The sequence below is a fragment of the Streptomyces sp. NPDC034670 genome, from assembly GCF_055574875.1.
In genome coordinates, this window is the sequence record NZ_JBVITR010000029.1 from 65,310 (window position 1) to 91,314 (window position 26,005).

Genomic DNA, 26,005 nt, shown 5'->3' on the forward strand with positions numbered 1-26,005 from the left:
CGCTGGTAGGCGCCCGGGGGCACGCCCACGATCCGGCCGAAGTGGCGGTTCAGGTGCGGCTGGTCGGTGAACCCGACCGCGACGGCCGCCTCCGACGGCGTCGTCCCCGCGTCCAGCAGCCGCCGTGCCCGCCGCACCCGCGCGTCGGTGAGCCAGGCGTGCGGGGGCATCCCGTAGGCGTCCCGGAAGGCCCGCAGCAGGGCGAACGGGCTGGTGCCGAGTTCACCGGCCAGCTGCTCCAGCGTCGGCGGCGCGGTCATCCGCTCCTCCAGCAGGGCCCGCGCGCGTGCGGCGGTCCGGGCGCCGGCCGTCCGCACCTCCCTGCGCGGCAGCGACCCGCCGTTCAGCCGCAACAACCGGGTCACGGCGACCCTCAGCAGGGTGTCGGCGGCGAGCGCGTCGCCCTCGTCGGTGGCCCGCAGCACCCGGTGCACCAGGCGGACGGCGTACGGGTCGTCGAGCACCGGCGACACGAAACCCGGCGTGCCGCGCAGCGTGGTGGTCTCGGCGGCGATCGCGGCCACCACCTCCGGCGACGGGTACACCGCCCCGTACCGCCACCCCTCGGGGACGCCCGCCCGCCCGGTGTGCGGGGTGTCCGGATTCACCAGGGCGAGGGACCCGGCACCCGCGTACTGGTCGCTCCCGCCGTGGTGGAAGACCTCCACCCCCTCGGAGACGGCGGCGATCACGAAGTGCTCGTGGGTGTGCCGGACGAAGGCCTTCCGTATGTACCGGGCCCGCAGGAGGTCGACATCGGGGAGTTCGGCGTACCGCCAGTGCCGCGCACGCTCCCCGCCCGATTCCGCCATGCGGCCATTGTCCCGCAGCCCTGTGCCGGCCCGGGACCCGGGACGTTCCGTTCGCCCAGCTCAGGCCCCTTGTCAGTGCTCGGGTGCACGATGGACGCATGGTCAGCACACCGCACCGGGCCCTGGACGGCTTCTCCCCCGCGACCCGCGGCTGGTTCACGGGGGCGTTCTCCGCGCCCACCGCCGCCCAGGCCGGCGCGTGGCGGGCCATCCGCGAGGGCTCGGACGTGCTGGTGGTCGCGCCCACGGGTTCCGGCAAGACGCTGGCCGCGTTCCTCGCGGCCCTGGACCAGCTGGCCTCCACTCCCCCGCCCGCCGATCCGGGGAAGCGCTGCCGCGTTCTGTACGTCTCCCCCCTCAAGGCCCTGGCCGTCGACGTCGAGCGCAACCTGCGCAGCCCGCTGACCGGCATCCGGCAGGAGTCCGTGCGCCTGGGCCTGCCCGAACCCGAGGTGAAGGTCGCGATCCGCTCCGGCGACACCTCGCCCGCCGAGCGCCGTGCCCTGTCCACCCGTCCGCCGGACATCCTGATCACCACCCCCGAGTCCCTGTTCCTGATGCTGACGTCGGCTGCCCGCGAGGCGCTGACGGGCGTGGAGACGGTGATCCTGGACGAGGTGCACGCGGTCGCCGGCACCAAGCGGGGAGCGCACCTCGCGCTGTCCCTCGAGCGGCTGGACGAACTCCTGCCCGCGCCGGCCCGCCGCATCGGCCTCTCGGCGACCGTCCGCCCGGTCGACGAGGTGGCCCGCTTCCTCTCCCCCCGCCGCAGGGTGGAGACCGTCCAGCCGGAGTCGGGCAAGGAGTTCGACCTCTCCGTCGTGGTGCCGGTCGAGGATCTGGGCGAACTGGGCGGTGCCCCGGTCGCCGACGGCGCGGAGGGCGCCGAGCGCCCGTCGATCTGGCCGCACGTCGAGGAGCGGATCGCCGACCTGGTCCAGTCGCACCGCTCGACGATCGTGTTCGCGAACTCGCGGCGCCTCGCCGAGCGCCTGTGCAACCGGCTCAACGAGATCGCCCACGAGCGGGCCACCGGGGAACCTCTGGGCGAGCACCACTCCCCCGCCGAACTCATGGGCGGCTCCGGAGCCGCCCGAGGCGCTCCTGCGGTCATCGCCCGTGCCCACCACGGTTCGGTGTCCAAGGAGCAGCGCGCCCAGGTCGAGGAGGACCTCAAGGCCGGCCGGCTGCCCGCGGTGGTCGCCACCTCCAGTCTGGAGCTGGGCATCGACATGGGCGCCGTCGATCTGGTGGTCCAGGTCGAGTCGCCGCCGTCCGTCGCCTCCGGTCTGCAGCGCGTCGGCCGCGCGGGGCACCAGGTGGGCGCGGTCTCCACGGGCGTGGTGTTCCCGAAGTACCGGGGCGACCTCGTGCAGGCGGCCGTGGTCACCGAGCGGATGCGCGCGGGCGCCATCGAGTCCCTGCGCGTCCCCGCGAACCCCCTGGACGTCCTGGCCCAGCAGCTCGTCGCCATGACGGCCATGGACACCTGGCAGTTCGACGACCTGCTCGCCACGGTCCGCCGGGCGGCCCCCTTCGCCTCCCTGCCCGAGTCCGCCTTCACGGGCGTCCTGGACATGCTCGCCGGCCGCTACCCGTCCGACGCGTTCGCGGAGCTGCGTCCGCGCGTGGTGTGGGACCGGATCACGGGCGAGATCACCGGCCGCCCCGGGGCCCAGCGCCTCGCCGTCACCTCCGGGGGCACCATCCCCGACCGGGGCCTGTTCGGGGTGTTCCTCGCGGGCGCCGACCCCAGGAGGGGCGGCGGACGGGTCGGCGAACTCGACGAGGAGATGGTGTACGAGTCCCGCGTGGGCGATGTCTTCACCCTCGGCACCAGCTCCTGGCGCATCGAGGACATCACGCGGGACCGCGTCCTGGTCTCCCCGGCGCCGGGGGTGCCGGGACGGCTGCCGTTCTGGAAGGGCGACCAGCTGGGCCGCCCGCTGGAGCTCGGCCGCGCGGTGGGCGCCTTCCTGCGCGAGGTGGGCTCGCTCCCCGCGCAGGACGCCCGCCTGCGGCTCCTCGCGGCGGGGCTGGACGCCTGGGCCGCGGACAACGTCCTGTCCTACCTCGGCGAGCAGCGCGAGGCCTGCGGCCACGTCCCGGACGACCGCACGATCGTCGTGGAGCGCTTCCGCGACGAGCTCGGCGACTGGCGGGTCGTCGTGCACTCGCCGTTCGGGGCCCAGGTGCACGCCCCGTGGGCGCTCGCGCTCGGCGCCCGGCTCTCCGAGCGGTACGGCATGGACGCCCAGGTGATGCACGCCGACGACGGCATCGTGCTGCGCCTGCCGGACGCCGACCTGATGGGTCTGGACCTGCTCGACCAGGAGCCGGCGAGGGCCCGCGCCGAGTACGACGCGGACCGGGCCCCCGTGGGCGCGGCGGACGTCGTCTTCGACCGGGACGAGGTCGAGCAGCTCGTCACCGACCGGGTGAGCGGCTCGGCGCTGTTCGCGTCCCGGTTCCGCGAATGCGCCGCCCGCGCGCTGCTGCTGCCGCGCCGCAATCCCGGCCGGCGCACCCCGCTGTGGCAGCAGCGCCAGCGCGCCTCCCAGCTGCTCCAGGTGGCGGGCGAGTTCGGCTCGTTCCCGATCGTCCTGGAGGCGGTCCGCGAATGCCTCCAGGACGTCTTCGACGTCCCCGGCCTCGTCGAGCTGATGGGCGACCTGGAGTCCCGCAGGGTGCGGCTCGTCGAGGTCACCACTCCCGAACCCTCCCCCTTCGCCCGCTCCCTGCTCTTCGGGTACGTCGCGCAGTTCCTCTACGAGGGCGACTCCCCGCTCGCCGAGCGCCGCGCCGCCGCCCTGTCCCTGGACTCGCGGCTGCTGGCCGAACTGCTCGGCCGGGCCGAGCTGCGCGAACTGCTCGACGCCGAGGTGCTGACCGAGCTGGAGCGCGAGCTGCAGTGGCTCACCGAGGACCGGCGCGCCAAGGACGTGGAGGGGGTGGCCGATCTGCTCCGCGTGCTCGGTCCGCTCACCGAGGCCGAGCTGGCCGAGCGGGGGGCCGAGCCGCAGTGGGCGCGGGAGCTGGCCGCCGCGCGGCGTGCCATCCGGGTCCGTGTCGCCGGCACCGAGCACTGGGCGGCGATCGAGGACGCCGGCCGGTTGCGCGACGCACTGGGCACGGCGCTGCCGGTCGGCGTGCCGGAAGCGTTCACCGAGCCGGTCAAGGACCCGCTCGGCGACCTCCTCGCACGGTACGCGCGCACCCACGGTCCCTTCACGTCGGCCACCGCGGCGGCCCGCTTCGGACTGGGCACGGCGGTCACCGAGGGCGCGCTCCAGCGGCTCGCGGCGGCGGGCAGGGTCGTCCAGGGCGAGTTCCACCCGGCCGGGATCGGCCAGGAGTGGTGCGACGCGGCCGTGCTGCGCCGGCTGCGCCGCCGTTCCCTGGCCGCCCTGCGGCACGAACTGGAGCCGGTCCCGCCGGCCGCGTTCGCGCAGTTCCTCCCCCAGTGGCAGCACCTCGGCAAGGGACACGCGCTGCGCGGCGTCGACGGCCTGGTGCGCGCCGTCGAGCAGATGCAGGGCGCGGCCGTGCCCGCCTCCGCCCTGGAGAAGCTGGTCCTGCCGTCCCGGGTGGCGGACTACGCCCCGGCGATGCTGGACGAGCTCACCGCCGCCGGGGAGGTGGTGTGGGCCGGCGCCGGCGCGCTGCCGGGGAAGGACGGCTGGGTCTCCGTGTACCTGGCGGACGCCGCTCCGCTGCTCCTGCCGCCCCCGCACCCCCTGGAACCGACCGACCTCCACCGGTCCGTCCTGGACGCCCTGTCCGGCGGCTACGGCCTGTTCTTCCGCCAGATCGCCGACCAGGTCCGCGCCACCACCCATCCGGAGGCCACCGACGCGCAGCTCTCCGACGCCCTGTGGGACCTGGTCTGGTCGGGGCGGCTGACCAACGACACCCTCTCCCCCCTGCGCTCGCTGCTGGGCTCGGGCCGCACCGCGGGCTCCACCGCCCACCGCGCCAAGCGTACGGTCCCGCGCGGACGTTACGGCTCGCTCACGGCGGCCGCCCGCGCCGCCTCCCGCACCGGCCCGCCGACCGTCGCCGGCCGCTGGTCCCTGCTCCCGGACCGGGAGACCGACCCGACGGTCCGCGCCCACGCACTGGCCCGCACCCTGCTCGACCGGCACGGCGTGGTGACCCGGGGTGCCGTTTCCGCGGAGGGCGTGGAGGGCGGCTTCTCGGCGGTGTACCGGATCCTGTCCGCCTTCGAGGAGACGGGCCGGGCCCGCCGCGGCTACGTGGTGGAGGGCCTGGGCGCCGCCCAGTTCGCGATGGACGGTGCGGTGGACCGCCTCCGTGCCGTGGCAGGCGCCCGGGAGCGCGGCGACGGCCTGCCCGTCCCCGGGGACGGGGGCGTGCCCGGTCCGTTCGACGGCGGCTCCGGCCCCTTCGCCGGCCACGGCTTCGCCGACGCCTTCGACGGCTCCCCCGCGACCGCCTCGGGCCATGACGGCTCCCCCGGCTCGGACGACGCGCCGTACCCGGCTCCGGCGCCGGGTGACCACCTCTCCCCCCGCGACATCGCCCCGCAGGTCCCGCCGCCCCGGTGGAACGGCGGGCGGGCGCCGTACGACCCCTTCGCGGGCCGCCGTACCGGCCCGGCCTCCGCCTCCCGGGCCGTCGTCCTCGCCGCCGCCGACCCGGCCAACGCGTACGGTGCCGCCCTGGCCTGGCCCGAGCCGCCGACCGGCGCGGCGCACAAGCCGGGCCGCAAGGCGGGTTCCCTGGTGGTGCTCGTCGACGGCGAGCTGACGCTCTACGTGGAACGCGGCGGGAAGACCCTGCTGGCCTGGCCCGCCGACCCCGGCGGCGAACCGGGCGACGACCTCCGCCTCCCGGCCGCCGCCGAAGCCCTCGCCTCGGCCGCCCGCGCGGGTTCCCTCGGCACGGTCACCGTGGAACGCGTCAACGGCGCCCCTGCCCTGACGTCCCCCCTCGGCGCCCTCCTGGAGGCCGCGGGCTTCGTCGCCACACCGCGCGGCCTGCGCCTGCGCGCCTGACCCGGGCCGGTCCGGCGTGCAACCCTTGACGCATGCCCGAAGGAGACACGGTCTGGCGGGCCGCACGGCGGCTGCACGACGCCCTCGCGGGCAAGGTGCTGACCCGCAGTGACCTCCGGGTGCCCCGGTACGCCACGGCCGACCTCACCGGCCGGACCGTCCTGGACGTCACCCCGCGCGGCAAGCACCTGCTCGCGCGCATCGAGGGCGGCCTGACCCTCCACTCCCACCTGCGGATGGACGGCTCCTGGAAGGTGTACGCGGACGGGCAGCGCTGGGACGGCGGACCCGCCCACCAGATCCGCGCGATCCTCGGCAATGCCGACCGCACGGCCGTCGGCTACCGGCTCCCCGTCGTGGAACTCCTGCGCACCCTTGACGAGGACCGCGCGGTCGGCCGTCTCGGACCCGACCTCCTGGGCCCGGACTGGGACGCGGACCGGGCGCTGGCCAACCTCCTGAAGAACCCGGCCCGCCCCCTCGGCGAGGCCCTGCTGGACCAGCGCAACCTCGCCGGCATCGGCAACGTGTTCAAGAGCGAGCTCTGCTTCCTGCTCGGCGTCACCCCCTGGCTCCCCGTGGGGGAGCTGCCCGCCGAGCGCGCCGCGCGACTACCCGGACTCGCCAGGAGGCTGCTGGAGTCCAACCGCGAGCGCCCGGTCCGCAACACGACGGGCCTGAGCGGCCAGAACCTGTTCGTGTACGGCCGTGCGTCCCGGCCCTGCCTGCGCTGCCGCACTCCGATCCGCCTCGCCGACCAGGGCGACGGCTCCCGGGAACGTCCCACCTACTGGTGCCCGGTCTGCCAGCCGGGCCCGGCCCCCGCTCCGTCCCGGCCCCGCCGCACCGCGACCCGACGCGGGTGACGGGGAGGCGGTGCGGCGGGCATCCGCTCGCACGGTCCTGTGCCCGGTCCCCGGCGCCGCGACCGTCCTCACCCGCCTGCCTTCCCGCCCGGGCCGGGATGCGGTGCTCTCGCGGTGCCCGCCGTCGTGGAGGCGGCGCCCGCGCGCCAGGCCCGCCGCCACCGTCCGGCGGCCAGTGCCCCTTCCGCCCGGGCCCTGGGCACGCAGTGCACCGGCAGCAGACCGATCCCCCACCCGCCGGCCGCGACCGCCCCCTCCAGCACACCGGCGCCGGGCACCAGCAGCAGCCGTGCCAGGGCCCACCACCACAGCGCCCCGAGCCCCGCTGCGGCCCCCCAGCGCACCAGCCGTCCCGTCACGGCCCCCGCCTCCCCGGCCGGGTGCCGCGAGGTCGCCGGCCGGGAGCCGCGGGGCCGCTCGCACCCGGGCGCCGGACGCGCCGGCGGCCCACGGGCGCACCACACCCTCCCCGCGGCCCGGCGGGGACCGCACGGCCCTGCGGGGCCGGGGCCACGTCACCCGTTCTCGGCCTGGAACATCCAGCGCTGTTTCTCCAGATCCGCCGTGATCGAGACGAAGACGTCCTGGCTCACCTGGTCCGCCTCCCCGGTCGCCGCGATCCGCTCCCGCATGCGGGTGATCACCGCGCCCAGCGCCTCCACGAGGGTTCCCACCGCGGTCGCGTCGTCGACCCAGCCCTCGGGCGTCACCCCGATCCCGCTGCCGACGGCCACCGTCGCGGCGCGCCCGTCGGGCGAGACGCCCAGGGCCGCGGCGCGCTCCGCCACCGTGTCGGTGTGCCTGCGCGCGAGGTCCACGACCTCGTCCAGCTGGAGGTGCACGGAACGGAAGCGCTGCCCGACCACGTTCCAGTGGATCTGCTTCGCCACGAGGGCGAGGTCCACCAGGTCCACCAGGGCGCCCTGCAGCGCCTCGGACACCGTCTTCAGGTTCGCGTCGGACAAGGGGCTCTTCACGACGTACATCCGCACCTCCGTGGCTGTCCCCCGCCTCCTCCCTCAACGATGACCGCCACCTGCCGCACCGGCAAACGCACGCGGAGCGACCCGGACGTGCGAAAACCCCGGCGGCACCCCTCCGGATCTCCGGAAGGGCCCTGACCGGGGCCTCTCACACCTCACACCGCGCGTGCGGGGTACCGCGTCACGCGGCGACGACGTCCACCGCCTCGGCGGGCGCCTTGATGGTCACCCGTTCCGGTGGCACACCGGTCACCGAAACAGAACCCAGCATCGGACGAACCGGCGTGGGCACGGGCTCGCTGGGGGTCGCTGCAGCCGACTGGGCCAGCTCGGCGAGGGCGAGCTCGTCGCTCACTTCCCGCATGAGCTCGGACATCCGTACGTCCAACGCGTCGCAGATGGCGGAGAGCAGTTCGGAGGAAGCCTCCTTCTGCCCCCGCTCCACCTCGGAGAGATAGCCGAGTGAGACTCGGGCGGACGAGGAGACTTCGCGCAGAGTACGGCCCTGGCGCTGGCGCTGCCGACGCAGCACGTCACCCAGCAGGCGACGGAGCAGAATCATCGGTGGCTCCCTCCTCGGACCGCGTAGCCGCATCCTTCTCGCCCCACCGTACCGCCTTGCGCCGCGGCCGTGCGGGGAGCGATGTCGTGTTCACTCAGGGCTGCAAACATCAAAACCCCCCGTTCCGTTCCGTATCCTGTGCCCGCTCATTCCCGGTCTGTTCGTTCGCAAGCTCCGTCAGAAGCAGTGCGAGTACGCTCCGTACACTCTCCATACGAATTTCCGCGCGGTCGCCGTTCAACCGCAGGCGCTCCACTTTTCCGCCGGAGGCGGAACCGGAATCCGCTCCGCGGGGACCGTCCACGGCCACGAACACCGTCCCGACGGCCTGGCCGTCCTGCGGGTCCGGACCGGCGACACCCGTGGTCGCGATGCCCCAGTCGGCACCCAGCGCCCTGCGGACACCGGCCGCCATCTGGGCCGCCACCTGCGGATCCACCGCTCCGCGCTGAGCCAGCAGAGTGGCGTCCACACCGAGCAGCCGGTGCTTCAGCTCGGTGGCGTACGCCGTCACCGAACCCCGGAAGACCTTGGAGGCCCCGGGAACCGAGGTGATCTCCGCCGCCACCAGGCCACCGGTCAGCGACTCGGCGACAGCGAGCGTCCCACCGTTCACGGTGAGTAGTCGCACCACCTCGGTGGCCGTGGAACTCACGCTTCCGTCTCCTCCAACGCCGCCTTGCGCTCGGCAATTCCCCGCCTGCGGAGCACAATGGCCTGTTTCACGTAGTCGAGTCCGGTCACCACGGTCAGCACGACCGCCGCCGCCATCACCCACCACCGCAGCGTGGCCAGCCATCCCGTGAGCGCCAGGACGTACATGCCGACGGCCACCCCCTGGGTGAGGGTCTTGAGCTTGCCCCCGCGGCTGGCCGGGATCACGCCGTAACGAATGACCAGGAAACGCAGCAGCGTGATGCCGAGTTCCCGGCCGAGGATGACCCCGGTGACCCACCAGGGCAGGTCACCCAGTGCCGAGAGGCAGATCAGCGCCGTTCCCATGATCGCCTTGTCGGCGATGGGATCGGCGATCTTCCCGAAGTCGGTGACGAGGTTGTACGTGCGCGCCAGGTGCCCGTCGAACAGGTCGGTGATCATGGCGATGGCGAAGGCCGCCCAGGCGAGCGACCGCCACGCCGGGTCGTGTCCGCCGTCGGCGAGCATCAGCACGACGAAGGCCGGGACGAGCAGCAGCCGGAGCATGGTCAGCAGATTGGCGATGTTCCAGACGCCGGCCTGGTTGACGGCCGCCGCCGCGATCTTCCCGCCGCGCGGCGGCTTCGCACCGGACCCGGCGTCCGCGGTGCCGTCGAGGAAGCCCCCGGACACCTCGCCGCCGGCGGACGACCCCGGAGCCGCGTCCCGGGACTCCCGCGCGGCCGTGCGCCCGGCCGGCGCCCCCGGAGCGCTCCCGGCGGCGCCCGCCGCCGCCCTCCTCGCGCCGGAGGGGCCTCCCGCCGCCGATGCCGGGACACCCGTCATCTGCCCGCCTCCTCACCGCACGCGGGCGAGCCCTGGAGGAGCGGCTCGGCCACCAGGTCGACACCTTCCGTGCCGACCACCTTCGCCTCGACCATACGGCCGACGCTCACACCCTCGCCGCTCGTGAGCAGCACCTGGCCGTCCGTCTCGGGCGCCTGGTGCTCCGCCCGGCCGTGGACGCCCTCCTCGTCCACGGACTCCACCAGCACGTGCACGGTCTCGCCGATCCGCTCCTCGGCGCGCTGCGAGACGAGTTCCTCGGCCAGCCGGGAGACACGTGCCAGGCGCTCGGCGACGACGTCCTCGTCCAGCTTGGTGTCGTAGGTCGCCGCCTCCGTGCCCTCCTCGTCCGAGTAGCCGAAGACGCCGATGGCGTCCAGCCGCGCGTGGTTCAGGAAGCGCTCCAGCTCGGCGAGGTCGGCCTCGGACTCGCCGGGGAAGCCGACGATGAAGTTGGAGCGCACGCCGGCCTGCGGCGCCCTGCTCCGGATGGTGTCGAGCAGTTCCAGGAAGCGGTCGGTGTCGCCGAAGCGGCGCATCGCGCGCAGCACGTCGGGCGCGGAGTGCTGGAAGGACAGGTCGAAGTACGGGGCGACCTTCGGCGTGGAGGTCAGGACGTCGATCAGGCCGGGCCGCATCTCGGCCGGCTGGAGGTAGCTGACGCGCACCCGCTCGAGGCCGTCGACCTCGGCGAGCTCCGGCAGCAGGGACTCCAGCAGACGGATGTCACCGAGGTCCTTGCCGTAGGAGGTGTTGTTCTCGGAGACCAGCATGATCTCCTTCACGCCCTGTTCGGCCAGCCACCGCGTCTCGTTCAGCACGTCGCTGGGGCGGCGCGAGATGAAGGAGCCCCGGAAGGACGGGATGGCGCAGAAGGAGCAGCGCCGGTCGCAGCCGGAGGCGAGCTTCACCGAGGCGACCGGGGAGCCGTCCAGCCGGCGGCGCAGGGGCGCGCGGGGTCCGGAGGCCGGGGCGAGGCCCTCCGGCAGGTCCACCGGACCGTGACCGGGCAGCGCGACGGACGCGCCCGCCTCCTGCCGTTCCACCGGGCTGATGGGCAGCAGCTTGCGCCGGTCGCGCGGGGTGTGGGAGGCGTGGATGCCGCCGCTCAGGATGGTCCGGAGCCGGTCCGAGATGTCGGTGTAGTCGTCGAAGCCGAGCACGCCGTCGGCCTCGGGGAGAGCCTCGGCGAGTTCCTTGCCGTACCGCTCGGCCATGCAGCCCACCGCCACGACGGCCTGCGTTCTGCCGTGTTCCTTGAGGTCGTTGGCCTCCAGGAGGGCGTCGACCGAGTCCTTCTTGGCGGCCTCGACGAAACCGCAGGTGTTCACGACGGCGACGTCCGCATCGGCGGCGTCCTCGACGAGCCGCCAGCCGTCCGCCTCCAAACGGCCTGCGAGCTCCTCCGAGTCCACCTCGTTACGGGCGCAGCCAAGGGTGACGAGTGCGACGGTACGGCGTTCAGGCATGGGCTCAAGACTACTTCGTCCCGTCGACGGCCCACGTCGACGGGGTTGGCCGACCCGGGCCGACCCCGTCGCCGGTCCACCGCCCGGGACCGCTCATCCGGCCTGCGGGTCGCCCTTGGTGTAGGTGAGACGCTCGACGGCCCCCGGCTGGAAGTCGTCCTCGATCTTCTTGCCGTTCACGAACAGGTCGATCGCACCGGCGTCGCCGAGCACCAGATTGATCTTCGAACTGTCCTGGAAGGTCTTGGACTCGCCCTGCTTGAGCAGACCGTCGAACAGCAGCCGGCCGCTGTGGTCCTTGGCCGAGATCCAGCTGCGTCCGTCGGTGGCGCTCACCTGCACCGTCACCTTGTCCTGCGGCACGGCGGCGATGGCGCTGTCCGACGGCTCGGGCTCGGGGGCGACGGTCTTCTCCGACATGGGCGTGGGCGAGGCGGACTCGGTGGGCGCGGTGCCGTCGGCGACGTTCCCCTCTCCGCCGTCGTCACCGCCCTTGACCATCGTGAAACCGACGAAACCGATCACCACGACGATCGCGGCGACCATGGCCGCGGTCCAGTTCGGCCCGCGCCGCTCCGGACGGATGCGTTCCGCCTCGAAGAGGGGCGCGGCCGGGGTCGGGGCCGGGCGGCCCGTGCCGTGCTCGGTCTCGTACTGGGCGATCAGCGGGGCCGGATCGAGGCTCACGGCCCTGGCCAGGGTCCGGATGTGCCCGCGCGCGTAGACGTCACCGCCGCAGGGCGTGAAGTCGTCCGCCTCGATGGCGTGCACGATGGCGGTGCGGACCCGGGTGGCGGTACTGACGTCGTCGACGGTGAGCCCGGCGGCGATGCGGGCCTGCTGCAGCGCACGGCCGACGGAGGGGCGGGCTTCCTCGGAAACGTCTTCGAACGGACGCTCGTCTTCAGGGGAGTTGCCGATGGACACGGGGGCGCCTTTCGAGCGTGTAGCCGCCTGTGCTGGAGGTTCAGTCTAGGGGGGGTACAAATGGGTGGGGCAACCGGGCGGTAGCACTTTGTACGCCATCGGAATGGCCCGACAACCCGATGGTGGACCTGCTGTTCGTCGCTTTCCTCAACTTGACGTGCGCCGAGGGGAAACGGTTGCCCACCGGTCCCTTACGGGTGGGTCACGATCGGCCGCCCGGATGCTCCGGAGCGACAACCGCGTCCCGTCCCCCTACCCTTCGGTCTCTCCCCGGATCAGCGCGAGCACGCCGTCCAGGTCATCGGGCTTCACCAGAACGTCACGAGCCTTCGAACCCTCGCTCGGTCCCACGATGTTCCGGGACTCCATCAGGTCCATCAGCCGGCCGGCCTTGGCGAAGCCCACGCGCAGCTTGCGCTGGAGCATGGACGTCGACCCGAACTGCGTGGAGACGACCAGCTCGGCCGCCTGGCACAGCAGGTCGAGGTCGTCGCCGATGTCCTCGTCGATCTCCTTCTTCTGCTTGGTCCCGACGACCACGTCGTCCCGGAAGACGGGGGCCATCTGCTCCTTGCAGTGCCGGACGACCGCCGCGACCTCCTCCTCGGTCACGAACGCGCCCTGCATGCGGGTCGGTTTGTTCGCTCCCATCGGCAGGAACAGCCCGTCACCCTTGCCGATCAGCTTCTCGGCACCGGGCTGGTCGAGGATGACCCGCGAGTCGGCGAGCGAGGAGGTGGCGAACGCCAGCCGGGAGGGCACGTTCGCCTTGATCAGACCGGTGACGACGTCGACCGACGGCCGCTGCGTGGCGAGCACCAGGTGGATGCCGGCCGCCCGCGCGAGCTGCGTGATGCGCACGATGGCGTCCTCGACGTCCCGCGGGGCGACCATCATCAGGTCGGCCAGCTCGTCGACGATCACCAGCAGGTACGGATACGGCTGGAGTTCGCGCTCACTGCCCTCGGGCGGCTCGACCTTGCCCTCGCGCACCGCGCGGTTGAAGTCGTCGATGTGCCGGTAGCCGTAGGCGGCCAGGTCGTCGTAGCGCAGGTCCATCTCGCGCACGACCCACTGCAGCGCCTCGGCGGCCCGCTTGGGGTTGGTGATGATCGGCGTGATCAGGTGCGGGATGCCCTCGTACGCGGTCAGCTCCACCCGCTTGGGGTCGACCAGGATCATCCGGACGTCCTCGGGGGTCGCCCGCATCATGATCGAGGTGATGAGGCAGTTGATGCAGGACGACTTTCCGGAACCGGTGGCGCCGGCGACCAGCATGTGCGGCATCTTCGCCAGCGAGTCCATGACGTAGCCGCCCTCGACGTCCTTGCCGAAGGCCACCAGCATCGGGTCGTCGTCCTCGGCGGACTCCGCGAGCCGCAGCACGTCGCCGAGGTTGACCATCTCCCGGTCGGTGTTCGGGATCTCGATGCCGACCGCGGACTTGCCGGGGATCGGGCTGATGATCCGCACGTCCGGGCTGGCGACGGCGTACGCGATGTTCTTGGTCAGGGCGGTCACCCGCTCGACCTTCACGGCCGGGCCGAGTTCCACGACATAGCGGGTGACCGTCGGGCCACGGGTGAAGCCGGTGACGTCGGCGTCCACCTTGAACTCGGTGAAGACCTTCCGCAGGGCCTCGACGACGGCGTCGTTGGCGGCGCTGCGCGCCTTGCCCGGGCCGCCGCGGTGGAGCAGGTCGAGGGAGGGCAGGGAGTAGGTGATGTCGCCGGAGAGGCGCAGTTGCTCCGCGCGGGCGGGCAGGTCGCGGGGTTCGCGGGGCGGCGCCTTCGTCATGTCCAGGACGCCGGCCTTCGGCTTCGCCCGCCCGGGCCGGTCCGGCTCCGGCTCCTCCTGCTGCGGGCGGGCGGCCGGGACCGGCGTCGGCGTGGTCGGCTCGCGGTCCCCGGTGCGCACGCCCTGGGTCAGGTCGGCGACGACCGGCGAGGGCGGCATCCCGTGCAGGACGGCACCGTCGAGCGCGGCGGCCGCGGCGGCGGCCACGTCCACGGCGTCCATGGGCCGGCGCACGTCGGGCTGCGGCACCGCGGACCTGCCGCGGCGCCGGGACGGCGCCTCCTGCTCCACGTCGTCCGGGCCGTACTCCGGGGGCGCGGGCCTCCGCCCGCGGCGGCCCGCGGGCAGCGCCTCGCGCCACTGCTCCTCGTAGCGCTCGTCGTCCTCGCCGAACTCCTCCGGCCCGGGCTCGTGGACGAGTCCGAGCCTCACACCGAGCAGCCGCAACCGCTGCGGGACGGCGTTCACCGGGGTGGCGGTGACGACCAGCAGGCCGAAGACCGTGAGCAGCACCAGCAGCGGCACGGCGAGCACGTCGGTCATGGTGTACGACAGCGGGGTGGCCGCGCTCCAGCCGATGAGGCCACCGGCGTCCCTTATGCCCTGCATGCCGTCGTCGCGGGCGGGTGAGCCGCAGGCGATGTGGATCTGGCCGAGCACGCCGATGACGAGCGCGGACAGGCCGATGACGATCCGGCCGTTGGCCTCCGGCTTCTCCGGGTGCCGCATGAGGCGCACGGCGACGACCGCGACCAGGATCGGCACGAGCAGGTCCAGTCGGCCGAAGGCTCCGGTGACCAGGATCTCCACCAGGTCGCCGACCGGCCCCTCGAGGTCGGCCCAGGTGCCCGCGGCGACGACCAGCGCGACACCGAGCAGCAGCAGCGCCAGACCGTCCTTGCGGTGCGCGGGGTCGAGGTTCCTGGCTCCCTGCCCCATACCGCGGAAGACGGCGCCGACGGCGTGCGCCAGCCCCAGCCACAGGGCGCGCACGAGGCGGTAGACGCCTCCGGTCGGGCTCGACACCGGTTTGGGCGCGGGCCTCTTCGCCGCCGCCTTCCTGGCGGGGGCCTTCTTCGGGGGGGCCTTCTTGGCGACGGCCTTCTTCGCCGGAGCCTTCGCGGAAGCGGCCGCCTTCTTCGCGGGCGGCTTCTTGGCTGCGGAGGGACGTGAGGCCATGGGTGTGAGGTTACCGGTGGAGGAGGCAGGGGACACGCGTGACGGATGCTTCACCCGTTCGTGTCGCTCTCCCGGAGGCGTGAAGCTGACAACGAGGGCTGCGGACAGGCACGGGAAGGCGCTCGGGCCCGCGGAACTGACGCGACATCACGCGCGGGCCCGTGCCCGTCAGCGGGTATCCGGCCAACGCCCCTGCGGCCGGGTTCAGTTCTGCGACGGCACCGACGACGTGCTGCCGGTACCCGGCTCCAGCGCGTCCAGCGCCCGCCGCAACCCCGTGAGTTTGCGCTCCAGGTGCGCCGCCGTGGCCACCGCGGCCGCGTCGGTCGACTCGTCGTTGAGCTGCTTGGTGAGCGCCTCGGCCTGCTCCTCGACGGCCGCGAGCCGCGCCGAGAGCTCGGCGAGCAGACCCGCCGGCTCCTTCGGCTCGCCCGCGTCCTTCTCGCCGCCCTCCAACTGGAGCCGCAACAGCGCCGCCTGCTCCCGCAGCTGGCAGTTCTTCATGTACAGCTCGACGAACACCGAGACCTTCGCCCGCAGCACCCACGGGTCGAACGGCTTGGAGATGTAGTCGACCGCGCCCGCCGCATAGCCGCGGAACGTGTGGTGCGGGCCGTGGTTGATCGCGGTGAGGAAGATGATCGGAATGTCCCGGGTCCGCTCCCGCCGCTTGATGTGCGCGGCGGTCTCGAAACCGTCCATGCCCGGCATCTGGACGTCCAGCAGAATGACCGCGAAATCGTCCGTGAGCAGCGCCTTGAGCGCTTCCTCCCCGGACGATGCCCGCACCAGCGTCTGATCGAGCGCCGAGAGGATCGCCTCCAGCGCCAGCAGATTCTCCGGCCGGTCATCGACCAGGAGGATCTTGGCCTTCTGCACCATGGCCCGCCCTCCTCGCCCCGGCTTGGGGCCTCCCCTGTCCGCAGGGCCTGAAGAGGCACCGGTGGGTGCCGCCCCAGAGGACGGCTCCCTTGCGCCGTCCGTCCCTGTGCCGGTCATCGTAGCCGCACCCCGCCCGTCACCACACCCTGTCACCGTGATGTCACTGTGCACGTAGCAGAAACGCGGCGGGAGACCAGAAGGTTCCCCGAATCCCGCACTTCTACACGACTTCGCGCACACCATGTGAGCAACTCCGTGCGGTTTCCGAAGCTCCCGGCACGTCGCGCGCCCTCGGACGCCGTCCTCACTCCCCTCGCATCCACTGCTCCATCACCGACAGCAGGTGGTCGGGGTCCACCGGCTTGGTCACGTAGTCGGAGGCGCCCGACTCGATCGCCTTCTCCCGGTCGCCCTTCATCGCCTTCGCGGTGAGCGCGATGATCGGGAGCCCGGCGAACTGCGGCATCCGGCGGATCGCCGTGGTCGTCGCGTACCCGTCCATCTCCGGCATCATGATGTCCATCAGCACCACCGCCAGGTCCTCGTGCTGCTCCAGCACCTCGATGCCCTCGCGGCCGTTCTCCGCGTACAGCACGGACAGACCGTGCTGCTCCAGGACGCTGGTGAGCGCGAAGACGTTGCGGATGTCGTCGTCGACGATCAGCACCTTCTGCCCGCCGAAGCGGATGCCGCGGTGCGACCGGGGCGCCGGCTCCGGCTGCTCCGCAGCCGACCACTGCTCCGGCTCCGGCGCGGGCCGCTGCTCCGGCTGGGGCAGGGCCCTGCGGCGGCGCCGGAACAGCGCGGCCGGACCGTTCCGGGGCTCCCGGTACGACGCCGCCTCGGCGGACGTCTCGGCCTCCGGCAGGGCCGGACCGTCCGGCGCCGCCAGGCCGGCGGCCTCCGGGGCGGGCAGGGACTGCTGGTAGCCGTGCGGGGGCAACTCGCTCGGATGCAGGGGGAGGTACAGCGTGAACGTCGAGCCGCGGCCCGGCTCGCTCTGCGCGTGGATCTCACCGCCGAGGAGCTGCGCGATCTCCCGCGAGATGGACAGCCCCAGGCCCGTGCCGCCGTACTTGCGGCTGGTCGTCCCGTCGGCCTGCTTGAACGCCTCGAAGATCACCCGCATCTTGCTGGCCGCGATGCCGATGCCCGTGTCGCTCACCGAGAACGCGATCAGGTCCGCGTCCGGGTCGGCCAACGAGCCGGTCTCCAGCAACTGCTCCCGGATGGCCTGCGGGACGTCGTCCCGGGCCGGCCGGATGACCAGCTCGACCGATCCGGAGTCGGTGAACTTCACCGCGTTGGAGAGCAGGTTCCGCAGCACCTGCAGCAGCCGCTGCTCGTCGGTGTGCAGGGTGGCCGGCAGCTCCGGGGACACGCGCACCGACAGGTCCAGGCCCTTCTCCGCGGTCAGCGGCCGGAAGGTCGCCTCCACGTAGTCCACGAGCTGGACCAGCGCGATGCGCGTCGGGGAGACGTCCATCTTGCCCGCCTCGACCTTGGACAGGTCGAGGATGTCGTTGATGAGCTGGAGCAGGTCGGACCCGGCACCGTGGATGGTCTCGGCGAACTCGACCTGCTTCGGGGAGAGGTTCCCCTCCGCGTTGTCGGCGAGCAGCTTGGCCAGGATCAGCAGCGAGTTGAGCGGCGTACGCAGCTCGTGCGACATGTTGGCCAGGAACTCGCTCTTGTACCGCATGGAGACCGCGAGCTGCTCGGCGCGCTCCTCCAGGACCTGCCGCGCCTCCTCGATCTCGGTGTTCTTCACCTCGATGTCGCGGTTCTGCCGGGCCAGCAGCTCGGCCTTCTCCTCCAGTTCGGCGTTGGAGGCCTGGAGCGCCTTCTGCCGCTGCTCCAACTCCGCCGACCGCTCCCGCAGCTGCTCGGTCAGCTCCTGGGACTGCTTCAGCAGCCGTTCCGTCTTGGTGTTGACCGAGATGGTGTTGACGCTCGTCGCGATCATCTCGGCGATCTGGTTGAGGAAGTCCTTCTGGATCGCCGTGAACGGCGTGAACGACGCCAGCTCGACGACGCCGAGCACCTTCCCCTCGAACAGCACCGGCAGCACGATCACCTGCGCCGGCGGTGCCTCCCCGAGCCCCGAGGAGATCTTCAGGTAGCCGCTGGGCGCGTTCTCCACGAGGATCGTGCGCTTCTCCACGGCCGCCGTCCCGACGAGCCCCTCACCGGGCCGGAACGACGTCGGCATGGAACCCATGGAGTAGCCGTACGAACCGAGCATGCGCAGCTCGAACTGCTCGTCGTCCGCGCCGCTCACGTCCTCGCCGTCGACCAGCGGCATCGCCAGGAAGAACGCGCCGTGCTGCGCGGAGACCACCGGCGTCAGCTCGCTCATGATCAGCGAGGCCACGTCCTCCAGGTCCCGGCGGCCCTGCATCAGCGCGGAGATCCTGGCGAGATTGCCCTTGAGCCAGTCCTGCTCCTTGTTGGCGATGGTGGTGTCGCGCAGGTTGGCGATCATCTTGTTGATGTAGTCCTGGAGCTCCTGGATCTCCCCGGACGCGTCCACGTCGATCTTCAGGTTCAGGTCGCCGCGGGTCACCGCGGTCGCCACGCGCGCGATGGCTCGCACCTGCCGGGTCAGGTTCCCGGCCATCTCGTTCACGGACTCGGTCAGGTCCCGCCAGGTGCCGTCGACGTCCCGCACGCGTGCCTGACCGCCCAGCTGGCCCTCCGTGCCCACCTCGCGGGCCACCCGCGTGACCTCCTCCGCGAACGAGGAGAGCTGGTCCACCATCGTGTTGATGGTCGTCTTCAGCTCCAGGATCTCCCCGCGCGCGTCGATGTCGATCTTCTTCGTCAGGTCGCCCTTGGCGATGGCCGTGGTCACCATCGCGATGTTGCGCACCTGACCGGTCAGGTTGGACGCCATCTGGTTCACCGACTCGGTGAGGTCCTTCCACGTGCCGGCCACGCCCGGCACCTGCGCCTGACCGCCGAGGATGCCGTCCGTGCCCACCTCGCGGGCCACCTTGGTGACCTGCTCGGCGAACGCGCTCAGCGTCTTCACCATGGTGTTGATGGTGTCGGCGAGCTGCGCCACCTCGCCGCGCGCCTCGATGCTGACCTGCCGCGTCAGGTCGCCGTTGGCGACGGCGGCGGAGACCTGGGAGATGTTCCGCACCTGGGTGGTCAGGTTCTTGGCCATCAGGTTGACGTTGTCGCTCAGGTCCTTCCAGATGCCCGTCACGCCCGGCACGTTGGCCTGACCGCCGAGGATGCCCTCCGTACCCACCTCGCGGGCCACCCGGGTCACCTGCTCGGCGAACGACGACAGCTGGTCCACCATCGTGTTGACGGTGGTGACCAGCTCGAGGATCTCGCCCTTGGCGTCGACGGTGATCTTCTTCGACAGGTCGCCCTTGGCGACCGCGGTGGTGACCTCGGCGATGTTGCGCACCTGGAGGGTCAGGTTGTTCGCCATGCCGTTCACCGACTGCGTGAGGTCCTTCCAGGTGCCGGAGACGCCCTGCACCTCGGCCTGACCGCCGAGGATGCCCTCCGTACCCACCTCACGGGCCACCCGCGTGACCTCCTGGGCGAACGACGACAGCTGGTCCACCATCGTGTTCAGCGTGTTCTTCAGCTCCAGGATCTCCCCGCGCGCGTCCACGGTGATCTTCTGGGACAGGTCGCCGCGGGCCACCGCGGTGGCCACCTGGGCGATGTTGCGCACCTGCGCGGTGAGATTGCCGGCCATGCCGTTCACCGAGTCGGTCAGGTCCCGCCACACGCCGGCGACCCCCGGCACCTGCGCCTGACCGCCCAGCCGGCCCTCGGTGCCCACCTCGCGCGCCACGCGCGTGACCTGGTCGGCGAAGGAGGACAACTGGTCCACCATCGTGTTGATGGTGTTCTTCAGCTCCAGGATCTCCCCGCGCGCGTCCACGTCGATCTTCTGCGACAGGTCGCCCCGCGCGACGGCCGTCGTGACCTGCGCGATGTTGCGCACCTGGGACGTCAGGTTGCCCGCCATCGAGTTGACGGAGTCGGTGAGTTCCTTCCAGGTGCCCGACACCCCGTCCACGCGCGCCTGACCGCCCAGCCGGCCCTCCGTGCCCACGTCCCGGGCCATCCGCGTGACCTGGTCGGCGAAGCTCGACAGCTGGTCCACCATCGTGTTCACGGTGTTCTTCAGCTGGAGCATCTCGCCGGACACGTCGACCGTGACCTTCTGCGACAGGTCGCCGTTGGCCACCGCCGTCGTCACCTGGGCGATGTTCCTCACCTGTCCGGTGAGATTGCGGAACGCCGTGTTGACGGAGTCCGTCAGGTCCTTCCAGGTGCCCGCCGCCCCCGGCACCTGCGCCTGACCGCCCAGTTCGCCCTCGACCCCGATCTCGCGCGCCACGCGCGTGACCTCGGCGCCGAAGGCGGACAGCTGGTCCACCATCGTGTTGACGGTGTTCTTCAGCTCCAGCATCTCGCCGGCCACGTCCACGGTGACCTTCTGCGACAGGTCGCCGTTGGCCACCGCCGTCGTCACCGCCGCGATGTCCCGCACCTGCGTGGTCAGGTTCCGGAACACCGTGTTGACGGAGTCCGTCAGGTCCTTCCAGGTGCCCGCCGCCCCCGGCACGTTCGCCTGACCGCCCAGCCGGCCCTCGGCGCCGACCTCGTTGGCGACCCGTGTGACCTCGTCCGCGAAGATCCGCAGCGTCTCGGTCATCTGGTTGATCGTCTTGGCCAGTTGCGCGACCTCGCCGCGCGCCGGCACGGTCACCTGCCGCGACAGGTCGCCGTTGGCGACCGCGGTCGTCACCTCGGCGATCCCGCGCACCTGGGCCGTGAGGTTCCCGGCCATGGTGTTGACGGAGTCGGTGAGCTCCTTCCAGACGCCGTCCACCCCGGGCACCTGCGCCTGACCGCCCAGCGCGCCCTCGGTGCCCACCTCGCGCGCGACCCGGGTCACCTCGGAGGAGAACGCGGAGAGCTGGTCCACCATCGTGTTGACGGTGTTCTTCAGCTCCAGCATCTCCCCCTCGACGTGCACGGTCACCTTGCGCGACAGGTCGCCGCGGGCGACCGCCGTGGTCACCAGCGCGATGTCGCGCACCTGCGCCGTCAGCCGCTCCGCCATGGTGTTGACGGAGTCCGTGAGGTCCTTCCACGAACCGGACATCCCGCGCACCCGGGCCTGCCCGCCCAGCTTGCCCTCGGTACCCACCTCGCTGGCCACGCGCGTGACCTCGTCGGTGAACGTCGACAACTGGTCGACCAGATTGTTGACGGTGCGCCCGACCTTCAGGAACTCGCCGCGCAGCGGGTGTCCGGTCCCGTCCGGCCCCTGGGTCCGCAGCTCCATGCGCGGCGACAGATCGCCCTCGGCCACCGCGGACAGCACCCTGCTGACCTCGGACACGGGCCGTACGAGATCGTCCACCAGCGCGTTCGAGTGCTCGATCGCGGTCGCCCAGGAGCCCTCGGAGGCCCCCGTCTCCAGCCGCTCGGTGAGCTTCCCCTCCCGCCCGACCATGCGCCGCACCCGCGCCAGCTCACCCGTCAGGTGCAGATTGCGGTCGGCCACCTCGTTGAAGACCGCCGCGATCTCCGACATCACACCGTCGCCGGACACCGTGAGCCGCTTGCGGAAGTTCCCGTCCCGCATCGCCACCAGGGCCACCAGCAGCCGGTTCAGCGCCGCCGTGTCCACCACGGTGGTCCCGCCCTTCGTCTTGCGTGGGCCGTTCAGGGACTGTCCGCCTTTCGCGCGCGCCTTCGTGCCCCGCGTCGCTGCGCCAGACTCCACTGTGTCCCTCCCGCAGGGGTCGACCATTGCTGCTGTGCTCTCGGGTACCACCCCTGAGGGCGTACCTGTTCCTGCCCGTTCCCGTACTGCTGCGATTCCCGCCGGACGTACCGGGACGCCGCCGAGGGGGCTGCTGCCCGCCCGGCGCGGAAGACACACGGTCTGCCCGGATCTCCATCACCAGCCTGCCCAGTGTTTCACCCCTGCCGAACCAGGCCATAACAGTTCGGCAGCTTCGCACATCGTCCGCACGCCCTCCGGACCCGGGACACCCCCGGACGGAAACACGGCAGACCGGCGTCCACGGGGACCGCGAAGGTAAGTAACCTTGCATCCGGCTGTCCAGCCATGCCGGTCCGTCCGGCCTGGGTGGTGGCAGGGAGACGAGCGGGCATGGAGGGCGGCCGCACACATGACCACCGGACTGATCCCGGGGGAGCAGCCCCCGGAACCACGGCCGAGGGGCGGCCTGCCGCAACAGCGGCTCGAGCCCGACGGCCACGGGACCATGTCCGCCGACGACCGGTCGAGGAGTTCTGTGATCACCGCGCGTGCGGCCGCCAGCTTCGAGCCCGTCGGGCGATCGGTCGCGAGCGCCCGCTCCTTCGTCCGCGACACCCTCCAGGGCTGGGGCTTCGGTGACGTCGTGGACGACGCGGTGGTCCTCACCAGCGAACTGGTGACCAACGCCGTCGTCCACGCGGGCACCTCCGCCGACCTGCTGTGCCTGCGCGGCGAGGACGGCGTGCGGATCGAGGTGTCCGACCGGTATCCGGAGCGCGAGATCCCCGTCCAGGGCTCGGCCGTCAACATGGGCAGCCCCGACCGCGAAGGAGGCCGCGGCCTCCAGCTGTGCGCGGCCCTGGCCGGCCGCTGGGGCGTGGAGTACACCCCCACCCACAAGACCGTCTGGTTCCGACTCGACCTCCCCGAACGCCCGGTGGGGACCCGCTCCGCCGGTCCGTCCCTGCCGGCCGACCTCCTCCCGCTCGCCGACACCCGGGTCCGCGTGGCCGTCGTCCAGATCGACCGGACCGGCTCCGTCACCGCCTGGAACGAGGACGCGGAGGAACTCTTCGGCTACACGGCCGAGCAGGTCACCGGCAAGCCCCTGACCGACCTCGCCGCCTGGCCGCACACCCCGGGCACCAGCACCGGCATTGTCGAGGCGCTCCAGCTCTCCCGCTGGGAGGGCAGCTACGGCATCAGGGGCGCCCACGGCCGTGTGATCCCGGTGTACGCCTCCCACCTGCGGGTCCGCGACACCGACGGCGAGCCGTCAACGGTCTGCCTCCTGGTGCGGGACCACGAACGGGCGGTTCTGCAGACGCCGCTGCGCGGACCGGTCCCCGAGACGTCCGGCGGCTCCGAGGGCCAGCACACCGACCCCTTCGAGGTGTTCATCGGCTCCCCCGCCCCGGACGACCTCGACGGCCTGCTCCAGCGCACGGTGGAGCGCGCCCGCGACATGCTCGACGGCGACTCCGCCTTCCTCCTCCTCGCCACCGACGACGAGACGGAACTGGAGGTCCGCGCCTCCACGGGACTGCCCTCGGCCCGTCAGCGCTTCGCCCGCGTCCCCGTCGAGGCGGGCCCCGGCCGCTACGGCTCCGCCCGCATGCCGGCCGTCCACGAAGACCTCACCGCCGTGCCCGGCGCGGTCCCCCTCCTCAACGGCACCGGCATGCGCTCGGTCGTCACCGTCCCGCTCAAGGTCGAGGGCCGTCTCACCGGCTCCCTCGGCGTCGCCGCCGAGGCGCCCGGCAGGTACTCCAACGAGGAGGCACTGCGCCTGCAGTTCGCGGCCGACCGCATCGCGCTCGCCGTCGAGTCGGCCCGCCTGGGGGAACTGGAGCGCTTGCGCCGGGGTTCGCTCAGCTTCCTCGTCGAGGCCTCCGACCTGCTCGCCGGCACGCTGGACCGGGACCAGACGCTGGCCCTCATGGCCCAGATGACCGTTCCGACCCTCGCCACCTGGTGCGCCGTCTACACGATCGCCGACCAGGCCTCCGAGCCGGACCTGTCCTACGTGCTGCACGAGGACGAGGAACTCATCGACGGCATCAAGTCCCTGCTGTCGAAGATCCCCCCGCCCGACCCGGTCCCCACCCCGGGCGCCCGTGTCTGGTCGGCCCCCGCGGAGGTCGCCCACCAGGCCGCCCTGCGCACGTCCATGCGCAGCCTCGGCCTCAGCGGCGGTCCGACCCGCCAGGTCTCTCCGGGCATCGGCCCGACCCTCGCCACGGCCGCCGCCGTCGGCGGCGAGACCGTGGTGCTCCCCCTGGTCGCCCGCAACCGCGTCATCGGCATGCTGACCCTCGGCAAGCCGACCGACGAACACTTCCGTCAGGAGATCCTGGAACTCGCCGAGGACCTCTCCCGACGGGCCGCCCTGGCCCTGGACAACGCCCGCCTCTACTCCGAGCGCACGGCCATCAGCCAGTCCCTCCAGCGCAGCCTCCTGCCCCCCGAGCTGCCCACGATCGAAGGCGTCGAGGTCGAGGTCATCTACCGCGCGGCCGGAGAGGGCAACGAGGTCGGCGGCGACTTCTACGACCTCTTCCCGATCAGCGACGGCGCCTACGGCTTCGCCATCGGCGACGTCTGCGGTACGGGTCCCAACGCGGCGGCCGTCACCGGCCTCGCCCGGCACGCGCTCCGGTTGCTGGCCCGCGAGGGTCTGAGCGGCCCGGCGGTCCTGGAGCGCCTGAACTCCGCGATCCTCGACGAAGGCGCCCGCAGCCGCTTCCTCACGCTGCTCTACGGCGAGTTGCGTCCGCAGGAGGACGGCAGCGCGGAACTGAAGGTGGTCTGCGCCGGCCACCCCCTCCCCCTGCGCCTGCGCCAGGACGGCACCGTCGAACCGGCCGCCGACCCCCAGCCGCTCCTCGGTGTCCTGGAGGACCTGGAGTTGTACGAGCAGACGGTCACCCTCGACCCCGGCGACGTCCTCCTCTGCGTCACGGACGGCGTCACCGAACGCCGTGAGGGCAGCCGCATGCTGGGGGACGACGGTCTCGCCGACGTCCTGACGGCCTGCACGGGCCTGACGGCCGGCGCGGTCGCGGCCCGCATCATGCGGGCCGTGGAACGGTTCGCCTCCGACGCTCCGTCCGACGACATGGCCATCCTGACCATGCGCGTCCCGGGCCTCCACCAGGACCAGTGAGAGCCGGCGGCCCCGCCAGCAGGACATGAGAAAGGCCCCGCCCGGATGGGCGGGGCCTTTCTTTCGAGCCCCCAAACGGAATCGAACCGTTGACCTTCTCCTTACCATGGAGACGCTCTGCCGACTGAGCTATAGGGGCCTGTCACCGTGTGCGGGGTTTCCCTCGCGGCAACGGAATAGATCATACCCTGAACAGGCCCGTGCTCCCAACCACGCTCAGAAGGCCGGTTGCAGCAGTCCACCCAGCGCATTGCACGCGGACGCGATCCGCTGCATGTCCCGCTTGGTCAGCGAGGCGTCCACCGGAAGCGCGAGCGTCTCGTCGGCGGCCCGCTCGGTCTCGGGCAGGGACACGCACCGCCGGAATTCGGGCAGGCGGTGCACAGGCGTCTTCACCGGCACCCGGCAGTCAACGCCCTTGGCACGTACGGCCCGTGCGAAGGCATCCCTGTCAGGCCGCCCGTTCCCGGGTATCCGCACCACGTACTGCTGGTAGGTGTGCCCGACCCCGCCCTCGGGCGTCCGCACACCCCTCAGCTTCACGTCGAGGAACGCAGCCCGCTCCCTGCGCCGGGCTGTCTCCTCGTACGACACCTCGGACTCTCCGTGCTCCAGCACCAGCAGCCCGTGCCGACGGCCGAGGGCGTGCAACCGCCCGAGATCCGCGGGCCTGCCGAAGCGGTGGACGACGACCACGGCCGCCGTCCGGGGAGTTATGACCGCTTCCACGGCGGTCGGCTCGAGGCAGTACGACGCTGGATCTATGTCGGCGAACACCGGAAGCGCTCCCGCCGTCACCACGGACTCGGTGACCTCCACGTTCCCGAAAGCCGGCACGACGACCTCGTCACCGACTCCGACACCGGCGGCCCTGAGCAGTGCAGCAGTACCCATGGCGTGGATGTTCGTTGCGCAACGTGAACACCAAGTGACAACGAACAAAAAAGGGTTGGGCCCTGAACCGAAGTTCAGGGCCCAACCCCTTTTCAAGAATTGTTCGGCGGCGTCCTACTCTCCCACAGGGTCCCCCCTGCAGTACCATCGGCGCTGTGAGGCTTAGCTTCCGGGTTCGGAATGTAACCGGGC

At 72.2% G+C, this 26,005-nt stretch carries 14 protein-coding genes, 1 tRNA gene, 1 rRNA gene and 1 pseudogene; 3 read left to right on the forward strand and 14 right to left on the reverse strand.

All coding sequences use genetic code 11. The features are described from left to right. Window positions 1-59: 59 nt before the first annotated feature. Window positions 60-812: pseudogene (locus tag ACZ56B_RS19945) on the reverse strand (AraC family transcriptional regulator); the annotation flags it as partial. A gap of 98 nt (window positions 813-910) precedes the next feature. Here ACZ56B_RS19945 and ACZ56B_RS19950 point away from each other — a divergent pair. Both ACZ56B_RS19950 and ACZ56B_RS19955 read left to right on the forward strand, forming a co-directional pair. Next, complete coding sequence (locus tag ACZ56B_RS19950; RefSeq protein ID WP_468791833.1) at window positions 911-5,830, forward strand: ATP-dependent helicase; 4,920 nt, start codon at window positions 911-913, stop codon at window positions 5,828-5,830. Between the two features lie 32 nt (window positions 5,831-5,862). Further along, window positions 5,863-6,696: an Fpg/Nei family DNA glycosylase gene (locus ACZ56B_RS19955; RefSeq protein WP_468791836.1), complete on the forward strand. Its 834-nt coding sequence runs from the start codon at window positions 5,863-5,865 to the stop codon at window positions 6,694-6,696. Between the two features lie 68 nt (window positions 6,697-6,764). Here ACZ56B_RS19955 and ACZ56B_RS19960 read toward each other — a convergent pair whose 3' ends face one another. From ACZ56B_RS19960 to ACZ56B_RS20005, 10 genes are all read right to left on the reverse strand, one after another. Further along, window positions 6,765-7,055: a hypothetical protein gene (locus ACZ56B_RS19960; RefSeq protein ID WP_468791839.1), complete on the reverse strand. Its 291-nt coding sequence runs from the start codon at window positions 7,053-7,055 to the stop codon at window positions 6,765-6,767. Between the two features lie 156 nt (window positions 7,056-7,211). After that, complete coding sequence (locus ACZ56B_RS19965) at window positions 7,212-7,682, reverse strand: Dps family protein (protein ID WP_468791842.1); 471 nt, start codon at window positions 7,680-7,682, stop codon at window positions 7,212-7,214. Between the two features lie 178 nt (window positions 7,683-7,860). Next, the gene (locus ACZ56B_RS19970) at window positions 7,861-8,241 is read right to left on the reverse strand and encodes a helix-turn-helix domain-containing protein (RefSeq protein ID WP_003993396.1); all 381 of its coding nucleotides are present in this window, start codon (window positions 8,239-8,241) and stop codon (window positions 7,861-7,863) included. A 109-nt stretch (window positions 8,242-8,350) separates the two neighbouring features. Further along, complete coding sequence (locus tag ACZ56B_RS19975; RefSeq protein WP_468791846.1) at window positions 8,351-8,896, reverse strand: CinA family protein; 546 nt, start codon at window positions 8,894-8,896, stop codon at window positions 8,351-8,353. Further along, on the reverse strand, window positions 8,893-9,723 hold the full coding sequence (gene pgsA, locus ACZ56B_RS19980) for a CDP-diacylglycerol--glycerol-3-phosphate 3-phosphatidyltransferase (protein WP_468791849.1): 831 nt from the start codon (window positions 9,721-9,723) through the stop codon (window positions 8,893-8,895). Before pgsA ends, ACZ56B_RS19975 begins: the two co-directional genes overlap by 4 nt. Next, window positions 9,720-11,192 carry a 30S ribosomal protein S12 methylthiotransferase RimO gene (gene rimO, locus ACZ56B_RS19985; RefSeq protein WP_468791852.1) on the reverse strand — a complete coding sequence of 491 codons (1,473 nt, stop codon included), beginning with the start codon at window positions 11,190-11,192 and terminating at the stop codon, window positions 9,720-9,722. The genes pgsA and rimO overlap by 4 nt, the downstream gene beginning before the upstream one ends. Before the next feature lie 93 nt (window positions 11,193-11,285). After that, the gene (locus ACZ56B_RS19990) at window positions 11,286-12,119 is read right to left on the reverse strand and encodes a helix-turn-helix domain-containing protein (RefSeq protein WP_468791855.1); all 834 of its coding nucleotides are present in this window, start codon (window positions 12,117-12,119) and stop codon (window positions 11,286-11,288) included. A gap of 252 nt (window positions 12,120-12,371) precedes the next feature. Continuing rightward, a complete protein-coding gene (locus tag ACZ56B_RS19995; RefSeq protein ID WP_468791858.1) occupies window positions 12,372-15,095 on the reverse strand; it encodes a DNA translocase FtsK in 2,724 nt (907 codons plus the stop codon). Window positions 15,096-15,299: 204 nt separating this feature from the next. Continuing rightward, window positions 15,300-15,977: a response regulator gene (locus ACZ56B_RS20000; protein ID WP_468791861.1), complete on the reverse strand. Its 678-nt coding sequence runs from the start codon at window positions 15,975-15,977 to the stop codon at window positions 15,300-15,302. A 304-nt stretch (window positions 15,978-16,281) separates the two neighbouring features. Beyond that, a complete protein-coding gene (locus ACZ56B_RS20005; RefSeq protein ID WP_468791864.1) occupies window positions 16,282-21,750 on the reverse strand; it encodes a HAMP domain-containing protein in 5,469 nt (1,822 codons plus the stop codon). Between the two features lie 412 nt (window positions 21,751-22,162). Between ACZ56B_RS20005 and ACZ56B_RS20010 the strand changes: the two genes are divergently transcribed. Then, window positions 22,163-24,919 (forward strand): SpoIIE family protein phosphatase, encoded by a 2,757-nt coding sequence (locus ACZ56B_RS20010; protein WP_468791867.1) that lies wholly within the window; start codon window positions 22,163-22,165, stop codon window positions 24,917-24,919. Window positions 24,920-24,985: 66 nt separating this feature from the next. Here ACZ56B_RS20010 and ACZ56B_RS20015 read toward each other — a convergent pair. From ACZ56B_RS20015 to rrf, 3 genes are all read right to left on the reverse strand, one after another. Further along, window positions 24,986-25,058, reverse strand: a tRNA-Thr gene (locus ACZ56B_RS20015). Window positions 25,059-25,135: 77 nt separating this feature from the next. Continuing rightward, the gene (locus ACZ56B_RS20020) at window positions 25,136-25,798 is read right to left on the reverse strand and encodes a DegT/DnrJ/EryC1/StrS family aminotransferase (protein ID WP_468791876.1); all 663 of its coding nucleotides are present in this window, start codon (window positions 25,796-25,798) and stop codon (window positions 25,136-25,138) included. A 116-nt stretch (window positions 25,799-25,914) separates the two neighbouring features. Further along, window positions 25,915-26,005 (reverse strand): 5S ribosomal RNA (rrf, locus tag ACZ56B_RS20025); the annotation flags it as partial.